Source organism: Pedobacter sp. 22163, assembly GCF_052045595.1.
Classification (GTDB): Bacteria; Bacteroidota; Bacteroidia; order Sphingobacteriales; family Sphingobacteriaceae; genus Pedobacter.
Genome location: NZ_JBQEPM010000001.1, coordinates 490,679 through 509,038 on the forward strand (window position 1 = coordinate 490,679; position 18,360 = coordinate 509,038).

At 41.7% G+C, this 18,360-nt stretch carries 19 protein-coding genes; 9 read left to right on the top strand and 10 right to left on the bottom strand.

Going from position 1 to position 18,360, the window contains the following annotated elements; genetic code table 11:
* The first annotated feature begins 4 nt into the window (after positions 1-4).
* Positions 5-2,335: an FdhF/YdeP family oxidoreductase gene (locus tag ACTJKN_RS02070; protein ID WP_440822235.1), complete on the top strand. Its 2,331-nt coding sequence runs from the start codon at positions 5-7 to the stop codon at positions 2,333-2,335.
* A 26-nt stretch (positions 2,336-2,361) separates the two neighbouring features.
* Here ACTJKN_RS02070 and ACTJKN_RS02075 read toward each other — a convergent pair whose 3' ends face one another.
* The 6 genes from ACTJKN_RS02075 to ACTJKN_RS02100 all read right to left on the bottom strand — a co-directional run bounded on the left by ACTJKN_RS02075 (position 2,362) and on the right by ACTJKN_RS02100 (position 8,592).
* Complete coding sequence (locus ACTJKN_RS02075; RefSeq protein ID WP_440822237.1) at positions 2,362-3,477, bottom strand: FAD binding domain-containing protein; 1,116 nt, start codon at positions 3,475-3,477, stop codon at positions 2,362-2,364.
* 18 nt (positions 3,478-3,495) lie between these two features.
* On the bottom strand, positions 3,496-4,656 hold the full coding sequence (locus ACTJKN_RS02080) for an MFS transporter (RefSeq protein ID WP_440822239.1): 1,161 nt from the start codon (positions 4,654-4,656) through the stop codon (positions 3,496-3,498).
* A gap of 133 nt (positions 4,657-4,789) precedes the next feature.
* Entirely contained in the window at positions 4,790-5,380 is a 591-nt protein-coding gene (locus ACTJKN_RS02085) for a Crp/Fnr family transcriptional regulator (protein ID WP_440822241.1), read from the bottom strand.
* 124 nt (positions 5,381-5,504) lie between these two features.
* The gene (locus ACTJKN_RS02090) at positions 5,505-6,194 is read right to left on the bottom strand and encodes a YoaK family protein (RefSeq protein ID WP_440822243.1); all 690 of its coding nucleotides are present in this window, start codon (positions 6,192-6,194) and stop codon (positions 5,505-5,507) included.
* Positions 6,195-6,302: 108 nt separating this feature from the next.
* Positions 6,303-7,346: a cupin domain-containing protein gene (locus tag ACTJKN_RS02095; protein WP_440822245.1), complete on the bottom strand. Its 1,044-nt coding sequence runs from the start codon at positions 7,344-7,346 to the stop codon at positions 6,303-6,305.
* A 91-nt stretch (positions 7,347-7,437) separates the two neighbouring features.
* Positions 7,438-8,592, bottom strand: a complete 1,155-nt coding sequence (locus ACTJKN_RS02100) for a sensor histidine kinase (protein ID WP_440822247.1) — start codon at positions 8,590-8,592, stop codon at positions 7,438-7,440.
* Between the two features lie 442 nt (positions 8,593-9,034).
* Here ACTJKN_RS02100 and ACTJKN_RS02105 point away from each other — a divergent pair, with 442 nt between their 5' ends.
* The 8 genes from ACTJKN_RS02105 (at position 9,035) to ACTJKN_RS02140 (ending at position 16,315) form a co-directional block, all read left to right on the top strand.
* Complete coding sequence (locus tag ACTJKN_RS02105) at positions 9,035-9,556, top strand: DsbA family protein (RefSeq protein WP_440822250.1); 522 nt, start codon at positions 9,035-9,037, stop codon at positions 9,554-9,556.
* A 272-nt stretch (positions 9,557-9,828) separates the two neighbouring features.
* Positions 9,829-10,344, top strand: a complete 516-nt coding sequence (locus ACTJKN_RS02110; protein WP_440822252.1) for an RNA polymerase sigma factor — start codon at positions 9,829-9,831, stop codon at positions 10,342-10,344.
* A gap of 63 nt (positions 10,345-10,407) precedes the next feature.
* Positions 10,408-12,057, top strand: a complete 1,650-nt coding sequence (gene alsS, locus ACTJKN_RS02115) for an acetolactate synthase AlsS (RefSeq protein WP_440822254.1) — start codon at positions 10,408-10,410, stop codon at positions 12,055-12,057.
* Positions 12,058-12,073: 16 nt separating this feature from the next.
* On the top strand, positions 12,074-12,859 hold the full coding sequence (budA, locus tag ACTJKN_RS02120; protein ID WP_440822256.1) for an acetolactate decarboxylase: 786 nt from the start codon (positions 12,074-12,076) through the stop codon (positions 12,857-12,859).
* Between the two features lie 205 nt (positions 12,860-13,064).
* Positions 13,065-14,321, top strand: a complete 1,257-nt coding sequence (locus ACTJKN_RS02125) for a hemolysin family protein (RefSeq protein WP_440822257.1) — start codon at positions 13,065-13,067, stop codon at positions 14,319-14,321.
* Positions 14,322-14,375: 54 nt separating this feature from the next.
* Positions 14,376-14,609: a DUF2630 family protein gene (locus tag ACTJKN_RS02130; protein ID WP_440822258.1), complete on the top strand. Its 234-nt coding sequence runs from the start codon at positions 14,376-14,378 to the stop codon at positions 14,607-14,609.
* Between the two features lie 29 nt (positions 14,610-14,638).
* Positions 14,639-14,821: a hypothetical protein gene (locus ACTJKN_RS02135; protein ID WP_440822260.1), complete on the top strand. Its 183-nt coding sequence runs from the start codon at positions 14,639-14,641 to the stop codon at positions 14,819-14,821.
* Between the two features lie 87 nt (positions 14,822-14,908).
* Positions 14,909-16,315, top strand: coding sequence for a DHA2 family efflux MFS transporter permease subunit (locus ACTJKN_RS02140; RefSeq protein ID WP_440822262.1), 1,407 nt, complete (start codon positions 14,909-14,911; stop codon positions 16,313-16,315).
* Positions 16,316-16,433: 118 nt separating this feature from the next.
* Here ACTJKN_RS02140 and ACTJKN_RS02145 read toward each other — a convergent pair whose 3' ends face one another.
* The 4 genes from ACTJKN_RS02145 to ACTJKN_RS02160 all read right to left on the bottom strand — a co-directional run bounded on the left by ACTJKN_RS02145 (position 16,434) and on the right by ACTJKN_RS02160 (position 18,271).
* Entirely contained in the window at positions 16,434-16,634 is a 201-nt protein-coding gene (locus ACTJKN_RS02145; RefSeq protein ID WP_440822264.1) for a hypothetical protein, read from the bottom strand.
* 261 nt (positions 16,635-16,895) lie between these two features.
* Positions 16,896-17,093, bottom strand: coding sequence for a hypothetical protein (locus ACTJKN_RS02150; protein WP_440822265.1), 198 nt, complete (start codon positions 17,091-17,093; stop codon positions 16,896-16,898).
* A 229-nt stretch (positions 17,094-17,322) separates the two neighbouring features.
* Positions 17,323-17,796: a Dps family protein gene (locus ACTJKN_RS02155; protein WP_440822267.1), complete on the bottom strand. Its 474-nt coding sequence runs from the start codon at positions 17,794-17,796 to the stop codon at positions 17,323-17,325.
* Positions 17,797-17,911: 115 nt separating this feature from the next.
* The gene (locus ACTJKN_RS02160; protein ID WP_440822269.1) at positions 17,912-18,271 is read right to left on the bottom strand and encodes a hypothetical protein; all 360 of its coding nucleotides are present in this window, start codon (positions 18,269-18,271) and stop codon (positions 17,912-17,914) included.
* Between the last annotated feature and the right edge of the window lie 89 nt (positions 18,272-18,360).

The window sequence follows — 18,360 nt, forward strand, 5'->3', positions numbered from 1 at the left end:
CGTTATGGAAAATAAAAAAATAGATAGCGTACCTTCAGCGGAGAACCCGTATAAGCTTCTCAATCTAAAGGTTGTCCCCGCAAAAAAATGGGCTGCCGGTATCCCTGCGGTGTTGGCGGCCATGGCAGATCTGGTAGAAGAAGATATCCCCTTCCGCGGAATGCGGGCACTATTGACCATGAACCAGAAAGGCGGCTTCGACTGCTCAAGCTGTGCCTGGCCGGATCCTGATGATGAGCGTTCGGTAGTTGGAGAATATTGTGAGAATGGTGCAAAGGCACTTGCTGAGGAGGCCACTTCTAAAAAAGTTACAGCAGATTTCTTCGCCTCCAATTCGGTGTATGACCTTGCAAAACTCACCGATTTTGAGATCGGTAGAAAAGGGCGTCTTACCGAACCGATGTACCTTCCTAAAGGAGGAACACATTATGAGCCAATAAGCTGGGATGATGCATTCAAGAAAATCGCAACGCACCTGAACGGACTTAAATCTCCAGATGAGGCAGCGTTCTATACTTCTGGCAGAACAAGTAATGAGACTTCTTTCCTTTATCAGCTTTTTGCAAAGGAATTTGGCACCAACAATATGCCTGATTGTTCGAATATGTGTCATGAGACTAGTGGAACTGCACTGGCATCGACCATAGGCATTGGAAAGGGAACAGTAAAACTGAGTGATCTTTATGACACCGATGTTATCGTGATCATTGGTCATAATCCAGGAACGAATGCGCCTCGAATGATGAGTGCGCTGGAGAAAGGAAAGGCTAATGGCGCAAAGATTATCGCCATTAACCCCTTGCCTGAGGCAGGTCTTATGGGGTTTAGAAATCCCCAACAGCTAAATGGGGTGCTGGGAAGTGGCGTACAGCTTGCAGATCTTTACCTTCCAGTAAAGATAAACGGTGACATGGCTCTGCTGAAAGCCATAGAACTTTTACTTCATCAGGCTGAAAAGGCCGAGCCTGGAAGGATATTTGATTTAGAGTTTATTGAAAACAATACTGTGGGTTTCCAGGATTATATTTCACAGTTCGAAAACTACGATGCTGGCAAGCTCGCTGAATCGGCTGGAGTTTCTTTGGAGCTTATCGAGTCGGCAGTAGAAATGCTCAAATACAAAAAAAGAATAATTTTCTGCTGGGGAATGGGACTTACCCAACAGCCCAACGGAGTAGAGATGCTCAAGGAAATCGTTAACATTGTACTATTAAAAGGCAGTATAGGAAAGCTTGGAGCTGGGTTGTGTCCGGTAAGAGGACATAGCAATGTCCAAGGCAACAGAACTATGCTCATCAACGAAAAGCCTACTGTAGCGCAACTTGACAGGATTAAAGAGGTATTCGGATTTGAACCGCCAAGAAAACATGGTTTTGATGTTGTAAATGCGATCCATGCGATGCATGATGGAAGGCTCAAGGTATTCTTTGGAATGGGTGGAAACTTTATTTCCGCAACACCTGATACCTCTTATACAGCAGCGGGAATGAGAAAGCTTGACCTGAGTGTCCATGTATCCATTAAGATGAACCGGAGCCATTTGGTACACGGAAAAGAAGCGCTCATTCTTCCAACCCTTTCCAGAAGCGATAAAGATATAGTAAATGGGGAGGCCCAGTTTATAAGCACAGAAAACTCTATGGGCGTTGTTCAGTCATCAAAAGGGATCCTTGTTCCGGTATCCGACAGGCTAATCAATGAGACCCAGATCGTGTGCAGAATGGCCAAAGCTACACTTGGTAAGAGATCAGTAGTAGATTGGGATAAATACCATGACAGCTACGATGAGGTGAGGGATATAATAGAAAAGTGTGTACCTGGATTTGAAAACTATAATCAGAGAGTGAGGGAAAAGGGTGGTTTTTATTTGCCAAATGCAGCCAGAGACGGTAAGTTTATAACCGAAAAATATATTGATAAAGCTCCCTTTACAATCAGCCAAGTTCCCAACAATAAGCTTGAAGATGGAGAATACCTAATGGCAACAACCAGAACCCATGACCAATTCAACACTGTTGTTTATGGATTGGAAGACCGGTACCGTGGGATAAAGAACGAGCGCAGAGTCATTTTTATGAATGAAGAAGATATACAAAAGGCTGGCTTTAAAAATGGCGATAAAGTAGATCTCTACAATTACGATGATGGCATAGAGCGAATTGCCCCATTATTTGTGATAGTCTCCTATAGTATTCCTAGGGGCAATACGGTAACCTATTTTCCGGAAACCAATGTACTGGTATCTGTCAACAATGTTGTTGGAGAAAGCAATATGCCCGCTTCAAAGTTCGTTCGAATAAAGATCAAAAAGCATGTTCCAATCATCAGCGAATAGTTACCATATTGCCCTTCTTCTTGAAGTTATTTCCCTAGCTGACTTCTAAGTGCAAGTTGTCGACCGTGAATAGCCAATGCTCTCGCATGCCCTATTTGCTGATCATTCCATATCTTGAGCGATGACTGCAGATTATAAGTATCTTGTATAGCCATGGCTAAGGTAATGGCATCGCGATATGCCTTGGCCGATCCCGAAGCCGTATGAGGACGTACTAGATAAGCTGCATCGCCAAGTATCGCAACATTCCCATGGAACATTTTTGGCACCTCCATATCCAGTATCACCTGTACAAATGGATTTTTTGTCTGATACACTCTTTTTCTCAGAATTTCGGGGAGCTCTGCCGCTGCCCTTGCCCTAAGCTCGCTTAAATTTTCTTCGCTGAGGTGACCAGCTGGGATGGAAAATTCATGTGGTCTTCCATCCTTATCGGTCAAGATTCCCTTGAGCTCTGCTAATGATTTATTTTGAAACCATACCCAATTTAAAAGACGTTTCCCTTCTTTAAGTTCACCCTCTGGACCAGGAATAGTATAACAGAGCAAATGTGAATTTGAATATGGATAAATAGAGAATTTATCTGAAAAGAAAGCGATTTCCTTGTCGCTAAGCTCACTTTCGGGAATAAGTCCCCTATAGGCGATGTAACCAGCATAGCGTGGATGGATTCCAGGAAACAGGTATTCTCGAACTGTGGAGTTCACCCCGTCTGCACCGATGAGAAGATCTGCCTGGATTATCTCACCGTTTTTAAAAGTCGCCCGAACATTTCCCTGTTGATCGCTAATGCCTGTTAGCTCATACCCCTGATGATATCTCGAGGTTGGAAAGGAATTCCTCAACTGTTTCCATAAATAGTTCCAAGAGGTAAAGACAGTATCATTGGGATAAATCAACGAAGGATTCCCATTATCATCAAGAACCTGGCGCTGGGCAGCAAGCACCCCAAAAACCTCCCTTGTTGAAACGCCAGCTTCTATCAGATATTCCATCATATCTGGCTGGATAACCAGCCCTGCCCCCCTATCTTTCAGTCCTTTAGCTGAGCGTTCGTAAATTTCGACCTCGAAGCCTCTTTCCAGAAGTGCAATTCCTGCACATAGCCCTCCTATCGAGCCTCCTATAACTATTATTTTCATTTTCTTATTTTGGCTTTATTATTTAGACAAACGTTTTGTGAGCACTACATTTAAAATGGCTACTAGGGCCAAAGCGCCCATAAAAGAGGTCGATAAGCCCCATCCTCCGGCTTGATACAATTGGATAGCGATGAAAGATCCTAAAGCACCTCCAATAAAATAACTGGTCATGTAAACCGTATTTATCCGACTATTAGCCTTTTGATCGAGCGTGTAAATGACAGCTATATTTGTCACCTGAGTTGCTTGAACACCGATATCTAGAAGCATGACCGTAACCCATATTGCAGCGATTGACCCGGGAAAAAGTTTTAGTAGAAGTATACTGATTAGAGTTATTGCTGTAGAAAAAACCAATGATCTCGAAGGGGAACCTTTGTCTGCCAGTTTGCCGAATACCGGAGCAATCAAGGCACCTGCAGCAGCAAGAAGTCCAAAAAGACCAATATTTGAGGCTGAATAATTAAATGGTGCGCCACTAAGATAAAAGGTCAAGCTTACCCAAAAAGCACTGAGCGTGCCGAAAGCTAACATCCCAGTCAGTGCGGTTCTCCTCAGTAGTGGAAATCTTCCCAGTTGGGCAAAAGTCGATTTCAGAAGGCCTGCGTAGGTACCGATAAAACGTTCTTGTATTGAAGGGAAGTCCCGCTGCATCAATATTGCTGTGATCAGCACCATCATTGCAGAAATAATGTAGACATACTGCCATCCAAAAACACTAGTGATAAACCCGCTATAAACCCTTGCTACCAGGATCCCAATCAGAATGCCGGTAAAGATTTGCCCTACAATCTTTCCTCGATTTTCCTTGACCAGACTTGCAGCCATGGGCAGAATCACCTGCGCTACTACGGAGAATACGCCGATAAGGAGACTGCCAAGATACAGGAGGATTAAGCTAGGCGAGAAAGCCATTAGCAGAAGAGAAATAACTAACCCAATCTGCAGGTATAATATAAGCCTTTTGCGTTCAATCATATCTCCTATTGGTGTTAGTAGGAACAACCCCAACCCGTAGCCGATTTGCGAGAGAACAGAAATGTTTCCAGCCTTTTCAATGCTGATATGAAACTGTGTTGCCATTGCCTGCAAAATAGGCTGGCTGTAATACACATTGGCAACTGCAATACCTGCGGTAGCTGCCATAATTAATACTTGGGTTTTCGTTAGATTTGCCATTTTTATTCTTATTTTTTTCTTGTAAAAAATGTCTTTCAGTTACAATACAAAGTTGGCAAGTCTTAATCTCTCTGAAGATGAAATGGTTTAGGAAATGATCACGAACTGGTTCAACATAAAAAGTTGAAGTAGATTAACTTTTTTGAGAAACGCGCTTATTGCGAAGCTTTGAGAGGTATTCTGTAGTTATGCCCAGAAAAGACGCCAGTGCATATTGTGGTACCCTATTTACAATCTCTGGATATCTTTCCTGAACGAATTCAAAACGCTGTTCGGCAGTTTTTGTCAAATTTAGGATGACACGACGGGCCATGTGCGCGGCTGTATGCTCGGCAAGTACCCGGAAGAAAGATTCATAGAGGTGCTTACGTTTTTTTAGTTCCTGCTCAGTTTCGTAATTGATTTGCAGGACGATGCTGTCTTCCAAAGCCATGACAAACATTGAGGCCGGCTGCTGAAATATGTAGCTATTATAGTCGGTTATCCACCAATCCTCAATCGCAAATTGGATGGTATGTTCCTGCCCTTCATCCCCGATTACGTAAGCCCGGAAACTACCTTGCACTACATAGAATCTATTTTTCGCTGTAAATTCAGGTTGAACAATAAACTGCCTCTTTTTCACCCTGATCATCTTGAAATTCTGGCAAAAATCATCCGCTTCGCTATCGGAAAAAAAATGGCGTTTTTGGATATGTACCTTAAGTTTGGCATAGTCTGTCATGGAATAAGTTATTAATTTTTAATGTTTAATTGATTGATAGACTAAGATAGCGATTGTTTAATGTTTGGAGCAAATCCATGTTTTAAAGCTCGTGGTGTGGAATGTAGTTCTGTTATGCAAGCCCTTAAAAAGTCTGTTCTGAGGTAAATATCCTTCTGCAATAATAACATATGACCAAGACGAAGCCTGGTATGAATATACCTTCTAGCCCAAGGGTTTTACCTGCCCAGGCACCCAGCAAACAGCCAGTCAAAAATCCTGCAAGGGAAATCAGATCCCTGAAGATGGTGCTTAATGATTGCCATCTGCTGACCCCGGTCCTGAAATAACCCATAATGTCAATTCCCAACTGGGTCGAGTTCCCGGTCATCATGGTTGTAGTTCCGTAGGTTTCTTTGTTAAACAACTTGCCAAAAGTATTCTGGATGCCCATTGCGAATATAATGAACATAGTCACAAGATACATGGGCCATGTTGTCGATGAATTCGGTATGTCGCTAAACGCGTAAGCAATGACCGCACCAATCAAAAGTATTATCCCTTCGAAAAACAGCATTGCGTGATTGTTTAGCGAACGTGCCGCGATTGCACCGCCGGTCAGTACCGATAGCATGAATACCGGATAGGTTAGCAGTTTGACCCATGTATCTCCCCCGCCACCCTGAATCATCTGGTAGGCAAAAACGATAAAGTTTCCGGTAATATGCGCAGAGAATGTTCTTTCTGCTGCAACAAAGGTTATGGCATCGCAATAGCCTGCGGTGACGGTCAATATGGCTGTTATCAACCATAAAGTCTGTTTTTTATCTTCCATTTATTTAATTTTAAAAGTTGAGGTCTCCAGTTCCAATTTGGCTGAAATTAGTTTTGGTAGGTTATACGCCTTATAATAGAGTTCTGACCAAAAGGAATAGAAGTGGATCTATGTTCTGCCGGCAGCCCTTATAAACAGTTCACTCTTTGGCATCTTATCTATAAGCTCCTTGGAGACTCCGAAATTTGTAACGAGCACATCCTGGGGATTTGAGGAAAGCCACTGGCTCAAATCTATCGATTCATAATTCCCAGCGTTGAATCCTATCAAAATCCTACAAACCTCAGTCCCAGTATTTTTTATATAATGACCTGCACCCATCGGAACATAGCCAACGTCTCCAGAATTGAACTCTTCGGTAACCGCGGTAGCTTCAGCCAAAAAAACGGTCATTTCCGCCTGTCCTGAAATGTAATATTGCCATTCATCGGCATTTGGGTGCCAGTGCATTTCTCTCAAGGCACCCGGTTCAAGTTCCAACAATGAGCCGGTGATGGTAGCGCTTATTGGAAACTCCTTTTGAGATACGATCCTCTGTTTTCCACCCCCAGGCACTACCCTTGGATTTTGGGCATGGAATGGATATCTGTGCATGGTCATCAATGCGGGCTCGTTTCTGGCTTGCGCTATCAAAGAACTGTCATCAGGAACCTGTCCTAAGGCAAAATATGCCTCGCTATGAGGCAACAGTCTCACCTCATCTAAAGTTAATCCTAAGTTCTGGGCAACTATATCATTGGGTGTGTTGGCTATAAAATCGGTAACGCTAAATGTATGGTCTTCTGAAAAGTTTCCGTTATCAAAAATCAGAATAAAATGGCACTCCTCGCTTCCTGTTGCCTGCAAGGTATGTCCATATCCTTTTGGGAAATACCAAACATCTCCTGGCTCGAAATTATCTATGTAACTTGTACCGTCTGGATGTACTAATGTATTCCTCATGCTCCCGGTAATTACATAACCCCACTCGGCTGCATTTGCGTGCCAATGTAATTCTCTCATTCCACCTGGCTCCAAACGCATGGAGACGCCCGCCAGACCAACAGATGCAGGAAAATCCTTAACAGATGCTCCCCTTGTAATTCCTCCCGGAGCTGGTCTAGGTACCTTTTTTTCTAACTCAAATTTGAAACTTAATTTCTCTTGATTCATAATATTTTGTATTTATAATTTTAAGATATTATCTAATATTTCTCATACCTAAAGTGTTCCAAATCAGATAAGGAAACTAATAATTCAAGCTTCAATCACCAATTGTAGATGGAATTATGAAGCCGAAAATTGAGCCAACGCCAAGTTCGCTTTCAAAAAACACTGAACCCTTATGCAATTCTATAATCTGCTTACTTAGGTAAAGTCCTAAACCATGTCCACTGACATTTCCAGTCCTGGCGTTGGATGCCCTGAAATGTTTTTTAAAAAGTTTTTCTTGATCGGCTCTTGCTATCCCCATGCCGTGATCCATTACCAAAAACCTAATCCCTTGAGCTACCCTCTCACAATTGATTTTTATAAAACAGTTTATCGATGAGAACTTAACTGCATTTGTTATGAAGTTATTGATCACCTGAGTAAGCTTATTTATATCGCCATCAATAAATAATGATTCGGTAAGTTCAACTTTAAACACATGGTCAGGATTTATTTCCGCATAGTGTGAGACAGTATCGTATAGCAATTGAGAAAAATCAAATTTTACCTTATGTAAAATAGTGGCTGAATTCTCTTCAATTGAACTATTTAAATAACTATTTATCAAATTATTCATAGCCGAAATCTGCAAATCCGCTTTACCTAATTGATGGTCAAAAAAATCCTCATTTCTAAGGTCTCTAAATTTCGAAGCTGCTTGAAGATAAAGTCTGAGCGTAGTTAATGGTGTTTTGAGCTCATGACTCATAAAGGCCATCATATCCATTCGCCTTACTTCCTCTAGTTTAAATGCTGTGATATCAAGTATGGTTCCAGAGACCATACGCGGACCATCTTCCTGCTGTTCCAATATTCCACATACCTTAAACCAGCGTGACTCCCCCCCTTTCAATACTATGTGTAAATCCTCTTCAAACCCATTACCTGTATCTGCCAGTTCACTAATATTCATTAAAAAGCCTTTTCTGGATAGCGGATGAATTCTCCTTGAGAGCGCGCACAGCCCTTGAAGAGTTTTGAGTTGTAGCATTCTTGCTGAAATGGCACAAAGTTCTAGTTGGCTGCCTGAGCAATGAAAACGCCAAAATCCGACCCCTGCTCTATTTAGGTGATCATTATATCCAATGGGATGAATTTGATTTTGACCCTGCCATTTTGCAGTAGTTCTATTCATCGCTAGCGGTAAATTTCCATAGCGAATATTGCTGTTGATCGAAATTGCTGGGTTTAAGTAGTCATTTTCCATGGCTGTGTTCATTTGTTTGTTCGAAATTATGCCGAAAACAAAAAAACAATAATGCTAATCGGTGAAACTGGCAATATCCTCGTTGAGATGACTTAATTAAAATATGGGGTTTAAATTTCCTTTGGCTATGTAATACCGACGGGAAAACTTTGAGCATCCTTGATTAGAATCATCTCTGCAATTCTATCTAAACAGACATAAATATCGTTTAAGCCCTTTCACCTATTCAAATAGCCAATCCACCGAATATGCATCCAAAATTTTAAAGTGGAGGAATAGTTTTGTCAAGATAAAAACGTAAAGAGTTTAGCAGTCCACAGCATGTGCGCTATAAATTACCTCAGCTGTTTCTGTCCGCATCTCTTAAACAAAACACTTAAATAAAATGGCACTGGAAACAGGTAAAAAAAACAATTATAAGAATCTATAAATCATAAAGATTATGCAAGGAAAATTAATTATCCCTACAGGAAAAAGAGATCATATTTTGGGAGACTTGGGAGCTCCGATAGAAATAGTAGAGTATGGTGACTACCAATGTCCATACTGCGGTATGGCCTACCCGATAATCAAGCAACTACAAAGTAAGCTTGGTAAAAAGCTTAGGCTTATCTTTAGAAACTTTCCTCTATCTGAGGTGCACGAGAATGCCCTAAATGCGGCAAGTGCCGCTGAGGCAGCAGGAAAGCAGGGAAAGTTTTGGGAAATGCACGATATCCTATATGAGAATCAAGAGCAGCTTTACCAAGATGACCTTGAGCGCTATGCAATCCAGCTAGGCCTTGATATGACTGAGTTTAAAAAGGATATCTCTTCAAAGGAGATAGAAAACAGGATCGCTTCGGACTTCGATAGCGGAGCAAGATCAGGAGTAAATGGCACACCTACGTTTTTTGTAAATGGGCAACGATATGATGGAGATTGGGAACTAGGACCATTTTTGAATTACTTAGAATCTATTTAACAGCCCTTGACTGAAATAAGCAATGTAGGCTAGCCAGTTCGCTTTAGCCGAAGCGCAAATAATAAAACCGTGAAACTTTGAAATCGTACAAATGGAATGTAAAAGCCCAGGTCATAATATGGCCTGGGCTTTTACTTATTCCCCACCTAGAAGATTGTCCATTTCGACGATGGCAAACCCTTTTTCATCGAAAGGAAAATATATTTGAATGCAAGAGGAAATAAATTTGGACATAAATAAAAGACAACTCTCCATTATTGCCAAAATAAAACATGACCTCAAATAAAATCAGTTTAGCCATAGAGAACCACTCTGCAGTACTTATGGCGCATGCAATCAAGTTTACAGGAAATGCCGATGATGCAAACGATCTTGTGCAGGACACTTTCCTAAAAGCTTTCAGGTTTATCTCAAGCTATACCGAGGGTACTAATCTCAGCGGGTGGTTATTTACAATCATGAAAAATACCTTCCTGAACAAATGCAACAGCATGACCAGCAAAAAAGTAACGTTTGTTGATCACTCGGATTTAAGCCTGCTAAATCAGAATGAGTCTGCCTCGAACCTTGCTATTGGAAAAATAGCTAATGATGAGATCCGCAGGGCACTTTCAAAGATTCCAGGAAAACTATCAGGACCATTTATCATGCATTTCGAAGGCCATACTTACCGCGAGCTTGCCGAGGAGTATGCTGTTCCTATTGGAACAATCAAGACACGTATCCATACGGCGAAAAAACTGCTTAAGGATATGCTTTTCGAACTCAGGAGCTACGAAGTGGCCTAAATCGTAACTAAAAAACCAAAAATAATCTCATTGAATAAAAATTTAACCTAATCGTAAAACAAGATGAAAGAATTAAACGGAGCCCAAATGACAGTGGAATGTCTAAAGGCACAGAATGTAAAACATATACTGGCAATCCCTGGAGCGAAAATTGACGGTGTATTCAATGCACTAGTGGATGATGGCCCTGAGGTGATCGTATGCAGGCATGAGCAAAATGCAGCCTTTGCAGCGGCGGCAATCGGAAGGCTGACGGGCAAGCCAGGCGTTGTATTGGTAACCTCTGGACCAGGCACTTCAAACCTAGCAACCGGACTGATTACCGCAACCACAGAGGGAGATCCAATCGTTGCAATTGCAGGAGCAGTCTCATTGAACGAGGAGGCAAAAAGAACGCATCAATCCATGCAGGCTGTTGCGCTAATGACACCCATAACCAAATACAGCATCCAGGTTCAGAGCGTGGATAATGTCGCCGAAATCCTCAACAATGCATTTAGGATTGCAAGTGAGCCTCGTGCCGGAGCAACATTTGTCGCTATTCCGCAAGACATACAGGCTAATAAAACAGAATATTCCCCACTTGCCATACAACAGCCGAGATATGGCGCTGCTAGTAGAGATGACATCAACAAAGCAATCAAAAAATTGTCTCAAGCAAAGCTTCCAGTGATCTTCATAGGCCAGGGTGCATCGGAACCTAGGGCTGCGGCGGCGATCCGCAACCTGTTATCAAAGACGAATTTCCCTGTAGTAGGGACTTTTCAGGCGGCAGGAGTTATTCCAAGATCTTTGGTAAACTGCTTCGCTGGCAGGGTTGGGCTTTTTAGAAATCAACCAGGGGATATATTACTTAGTATGGCAGACGTTATTCTTACTATTGGCTATGATCCTGTAGAGTATGACCCAGAATTCTGGAATCCGGATAATAATGCGACCATTATACACCTTAACCAGATTATTTCTGATATAGACAACCATTATCAGCCAGAAATAGAATTGCTTGGTGATATTGCCGATAGTGTAGATCTTATCGCATCCGAACTGGCACCTAGAAACATCGTGGAACTGCCTACCGCTTTGCCATTGATCGAGCAGTTTGCCTTGCAGATATCCAATACGCCGTCAAATCGAAATCAATTGGTACATCCTGTATATTTTGTACAGACACTTAGAAAGCTGATTGGAGACGATGTTACCGTAACAGTGGATATGGGATCCAATTATATTTATATGGTGCGCCACTTTCTTTCTTTTGAACCCCGGAGGCTATTGGTTAGCAATGGGCAGCAGACGCTCGGTGTCGGACTGCCTTGGGGAATCGGAGCCTGTCTTGTCAATCCACATGAAAAGGTAATCTCGATATCAGGTGACGGGGGTTTCCTCTTTTCTGCGATGGAACTTGAAACGGCAGTAAGACTGAAGGCCAATCTGGTACACTTTGTTTGGAAAGATGGCACCTATAACATGGTTGCTTTTCAGGAGCAATTGAAATATGGACGTACCTCCGGAACAGATTTCGGACCTATTGACACGGTCAAGCATGCAGAAAGCTATGGAGCGGTCGGTCTGAGAGTTACCTCCCCAATTGAACTGGAAGATGTTATCAAAAAGGCATTGGAGATACCAGGACCAGTGGTAGTAGAAATTCCGATCGATTACAGCGAAAATCTTGAGCTGGCAAAAAAACTTCACCCTGGAATTTTTCATTAACTAAAGAGAAACAATTATGGATTTCTGCTGCAAAAACCTTAAAAAGCACGTAATTTCCCATTACAACAACGCAAATGGGCTACACAACGACCAAGAGCATGCTCACCAAATCTTTCAGAGCTCAGTCATGAGCGCCTTGATCAACGGGGTATACGAAGGCAATATTACATATGGGGAATTATCCTTACATGGCGATTTCGGGCTGGGGACATTCAATGACCTGGATGGCGAAATGGTAGCGATAGACGGCAAGTTCTTTCAGCTTAGGTCTAATGGATCGGCAACTGAAGTTGACCCATCGCAGAAAACGCCTTTCGCTATGGTTACCTATTTTAAAGGAGAAATACAGCATGAGATTACAAGCCCAATGGATAGCCGGCAGCTCAAAGGGCTAATCGACAGCCTCGTGCTGTCAAAGAATCTTTTCTATGCAATAAGAATAGATGGTGAATTTTACTGTGTGGAAACACGTACAGTATCGATCCAGTCGGCTCCTTTTAAGCCCCTAACCGAGGTCGCGAAAGAAGAGAAAATATTTGGTTTTTCTGAACTTCGGGGAACACTCGCAGGATTTAGATCTCCAGATTATTCTCAAGGGATTAGCGTCGCTGGGTACCATCTCCATTTTATCGATGATGAGCAAAAAAGAGGTGGACATGTACTCGACTTTAAAATCAATAGGGGAATAGTTCGCATTGATACTTTTTCTTCAGTATATATCGCACTACCCGAAACTGAAGCTTTCGAAAATGCAAGACTGGGTGCAGATAATGGATCGGCCATAAAAGAGGCAGAAGGCTAATCTTTTTCAGGTTTGATCAATAGGAAATACCGAACAGAAAAGATTTTTTTTAGTTCGGTATTTTTCTCGCCCAACGATTGATTTACCCCGCTTATGGAAAAAAGGCCCCTATCCGACGAATACTGGAATTGATAAAAGCCGGAAGTGGCTACTTTAAACAAAAAGATGGATAAGCCAGCACTATGAACCGATAAATGAAATAGAGATGTCGATTGTAATTGTAATAATACTGATTTTTTTGAACGGCTATTTTTCACTAGCAGAAGTTGCCCTGATCTCAGTTAGTAGGGAAGAACTTGAACAGAGGAAGGAATTGCATGAGCTGAATGCAGTGAGGATCCTGAAGCTGATTAAAAATCCAGAGGAATTCCTGAGTGCAGTACAGGTGGGTACTACCCTATTGGGACTATTGGAGGGAATATACGGAGGAGGAATTATTGCTGCCCAACTAGAGCATATGATATTGCGTACTGGCATGGATCCTACGATTGCACATTTTACAGCATTGATCTTTGGAATAGGTATGATAACATATCTCACCATTGTCTTTGGAGAACTAGTACCCAAGTCTATTGCACTGAAGATGCCGCTGAGGATTTCCCTTAATATCGCTCCATCTCTTCTTGTATTCTCAAAAATAGCCTATCCATTTATTAAGCTACTTACAGTGAGTACACGGCTAATACTTAAGACGCTAAAGATCAAGGGAACGGAAAACAAGATGTTTTCCGAAAAAGACCTAATGCAGATATTGGCAACGGCCTATAAACAAGGAACCCTTGAGCAACTTGATCTGTGGTTTCACCAGAATGTATTCGGCTTTAACCGCCTTAAGGCCAAAAATATCATGAAATCCTCAAAATTTGTAATGTCAATCGATCGAAACTGGAATAGAGGACAGATACTTTCATATGTTGGGAAGCGGCCATATTCCTATTTCCCGATATATGAAAATGAGAGTAGCAATATCATAGGAACACTCGATATAAAACTTTTTCTTACAGGCAAGGGGCAAGATTGGCAAGATGCAATCATACCTCCATGCAAGGTCAAGGCAGAGCTAAAGGTAAAAGAAATGTTCCAGATCTTTAAAAGCAAAAGAATTGCCTTTTGCACAGTGATAGACAAGAGTGAACAATATATTGGAATTGTAGCCATGCAGGACATCATGGAAGGGATATTTGGCGATCTTCCGGAGAAAGAGAGTTATGCAGCGTATTTTTACTCGATAGATGCAAATACATGGATAGCAGATGCTCATATACATCTCCAGAGAATCAGGAACACGCTCTCCCTGCCATGGATCAGGGATTATGAGCAAAGCTATCTTGAGATTGGAGAAATGTTTACCGGGGAATGCGAAAGGCTCGGGACAGAGATATTGGACCTAAATGGGATCAAGATAGAAATTAACAAAGGCAGTATATCCAACCCGGAATCACTGAAGATAACAAGATACTAAAGATGCGATCAGCGCATAGAACAGCAAAAAAAATTAATTAAAAAACTAAATAACATGAAAGATAGCGAAGTACTAAGCCACATCAAAAACCTTATTTCAGAAGAACAGAATCTTTATGAAAATGGAAATCTGGGTCTGGATGAAAATAAGAGATTGGACAATATCAAACACGAACTTGATGAATACTGGGATTTCCTAAGACAACGAAGGGCGCTTAGGGATAGCGGGAAAAACCCAGGCAAAGCCGATTTTAGAGATCCGGATACCCTTGACAATTACAATCCCTAAATACTAAAGAAAACTAAAAAATAACCAATATGATAAATTACGAAAAAGAGGATCTTTCAGAAGATCCAGATGATGAACTTATGGCGATGGAAGATCCTTTTAATGTTGCTGTACCTATGTCTCCTGAGATGGAGGTCGAGCATGATAGTGATCTGCTCGAACAGGCAGACAAGTCTTCCGAGGCTTCATTTGAACTTGACACCGAAAAATAATCAACCTATAAGGATTTTTCGCACATAGCGCAAGAACCTTATACTGGTTTGCTGCTCCGATTTTGAAATCCGACGAATAACAGAAAGATGAGAGACAAAAAAATGGTTATGATTACGCTGATGCTGGGTACTTTTATGGCCTCTTTGGACAGCAGTATCGTTAATGTATCACTTCCTGTTATGCAAAAACAATTCGGGATAAGCATAGCTGGCATTGAATGGGTGATAACGGGATATATGATTTCGTTTTGTCTTTTTATTCCCCTTACAAGTTGGATGAAAAGGCGCATCGGATATTACCGCCTGTTTTTGATTAGTATAATGATCTTCACTTTGGGCTCCCTACTCTGCAGCCTGTCTTCGACAATTGGCTTTCTTGTTTTCGCCAGGATCTTGCAGGCAATAGGCGGAGGGGCAATCTCCCCCACTTCTCTTGCCATATTGAGCGAGGAGTTCCCGCAAAACGAAAAGGGATCCGCGATCGGCTGGTGGGGAATCGGAAATGTGATGGGGCCAGCAATCGGCCCAACCCTGGGTGGGGTCTTGACACATTATTTTGGATGGCCATGTATATTCTATATCAACATTCCGATCGGACTGCTTACAATCTACCTAAGTACAAGACATCTGGGATTTCTTAAAAACAGGCCGGTGACCAGGCCAAGCTTTGATGTGAAGGGATATACCTATTTTGCAATCTTTATAGTTGTCCTCCAATACAGTCTAACGGCAGCTTCGGATTCAGGGTCGGGCCTGTGGAAATGCGGGATAGGCTTTATTGCATCCGTAATTTCCCTAGTTCTTTTTTACCGTACGACAAGATATGGAGTGCCGCTGATCGATCTTAGTGTATTCAAATCGAGAATATTCGTTGACTGTACAATAATTATCCTGATCCGCTCATTGGCACTATATGGAGGCTTGTTCTTCATTCCCTTTCTGCTTCAGGGATTGATGGGCTATTCTGAGATACAGACGGGTTTATTGCTGCTTCCCAATGCCCTGATTATGCTCGCACTGCGTCCCTATGCTGGCAGACTGGCTGATAGGGGAATTGTAAGAAATCCCTCTTTGCTAGGAATTGCGTTGATATCAGTATCCATGTTACAATTCTCTGTGTTGGATACGGGAAGCTCAATCGTTTGGGTGATCTTGGGAATGATTGTTAGGGGTACTGGTATGAGTTTCCTTGTGGCGCCGGTATCTACAACAATGCTCAATTCGGTAACCCTGGAACAAACGGCAACAGCGACTTCTCTAAATAGCCTTTTCCAACAAGTGGGGGGATCGGTTGGCATTGCGCTTAGCGGTGTACTCCATATCTCTATCAGCCATTACTTCACCACCGAAGGCAGAGCACCGGAAATGGCAGAACATCTTGCGCTCAAGGCTGGATTCATTATTTCCGCAATTGTTATCGCAATGGCTTTGTTTCCCGCTAAAAGATTGCCGGAAAGACATAATGTTAAGGTCAGCCCCATCCCTATTCAATAGGGTACTAATAACTTACACTTTATCATTGTTTCCATCAATTGCTTTGCTGTGGGGAGATGACCCTGCACCCAAAACAATATCACTGGAAGTAAGAATGATGCATTTATCTATATAGTATTTAGGCGGAAACCTTATCTTTGTACTTTCTCACCGCAAGCTGTATAAGTCCCTCTAAATCTCCCCTAAACTCATAAAATTTGTGAAAACCAGTTAGATTTCCCTCGTCATTATAAAAAGCTATAACGTATGCGGTAATCTCCAGGGTACTTTCTTCCTGCTTAACCTCAAAAGTACCCGCTTCTTCAGATAAAGGTCCCATAAGATTAAGGATCACATTGATAGTATTTAACCCCTTAAAATGGTATTTATAATCGTTTAGAAGTTGCTGGACGTTGGTTTTAAAGTTAGAGAGAAGAGGATCTGTCTGGATAGTATAGACGATAGTGCAGTCGAGGATATCCTTCCCTTTGGAGACAGCGGACTCTATGCTTTGTAGCGTACCTTTTACTTCAATTTTTCTTAATTCAGCAATTTGCTTTGCATTAAGGTTTAAAGTAGCCTCAGAAGCCCTTAAGGCTGTTCAAAGATATTGTGCAACCTCTATAGCTTCACAGTTATAGGCTAAAAATTGAGCAGATGCTTCCCTTTTCTTTTCGATAATTTCCCTGATCTGTTCAGTTGTTTCAGGAAAATCTGCAGCCCGGAATTCTAAACTTTCGAAAACCTCCTCATGTGCGCCCTTGGTCCGGTCCCTACCGCAACCGAGTGCTTTTCTCATAAAGTCTTCCTATTCTGCTGCCGATATCATATCTAAAATTTTAAATCGTAACTTTTATATGGCCGCAAAAATATGAAAATGCAGGCAAGAATTATCTGTATCTGTTGAAAGAAAATAACTTACCCGGAACACTATGCGTAAGAACAAACATATTATAAACAGTCTAGCCCAACTGCGGCTTTTAAGATCGCAGTTGGGCTAGACAAATTTACTTATATACTTTGGTAAATTATTTCATATAAGATCTGATCATCCATGCCATTTCCTCGTGTTTTTCCATTAGGCCGGTAATGTAATCGCTGGTTCCGGCATCCTTGAATTCATTGGCAAATGGATCGATGTTGCCTCTAAGAAATTCGATAATACTATCATGGTCAGCCAAAAGATCTTTCAGGAAGCCCAGGCTGTCGTTTTTTCTATCAGTCTGCTCGGTCAGATGTGTGAGCTGTAACAACTGTGCAACGGTTGCTGGAGCATAATGTCCAATTTTTCTGATACGCTCGGCAACGCTATCCATTAGCTCGTCAAGCGCTCCATATTGTTTCTCAAAAAAGATATGCATGGAATGAAAGTTAGCACCCTCAACGTTCCAATGTGCATTTCTGGTTTTGGTATAAAGAACGAACTCATCTGCCAATAGTTTTCCTAGCTGTGCTGCTACGGCGCTTCTGTTTTCCTCGCTGATTCCAATATTTGTTTTCATGTTTTCGGTTATTTTATATGTTTAATATTTATATTTTTAAAAATCTTCTATTTGATCTACTAAATAGTTTTTAGTCTTATTAAATCCTTCGATTGTTAGATAATTCAGCTTGACACTAATCAAACTGCTCTGGGAGTTTCTCTGTTGAAATGAAGGCCTTTATCGGGCAATACATGGTAAAGGCGGTAACCTCGAGATAGAACATCACCGGAACTAGAAAGGGCAGAACATCTGTGTGTAATGATGAATCGAAGATTAATAGAATTAGAGGCATTAGAATCAGCGCTCCCCCTCTTAAACCTGCTTGGATAAAGGTTAGGTTTTCAGGGGTTTCATGGTTGAACCAGCCAAGAAAGGCACGGAATCTGCTCCTTGTTTTTTCTTGCCGGATAGATGGCAGGTTTGTTTTGCTCGTATTGTTCAAGATAGTTGCCGCCTTGCGGTCGATATCTGGATTTAGGTTTATTGTTTTCATATCCTTGCTTTTTTATTGACCAATAGATTGAGTTTATTTTGGTCTGCTGATATAAAACTACCCGCTTATGAATAGCTATCTATATCCCG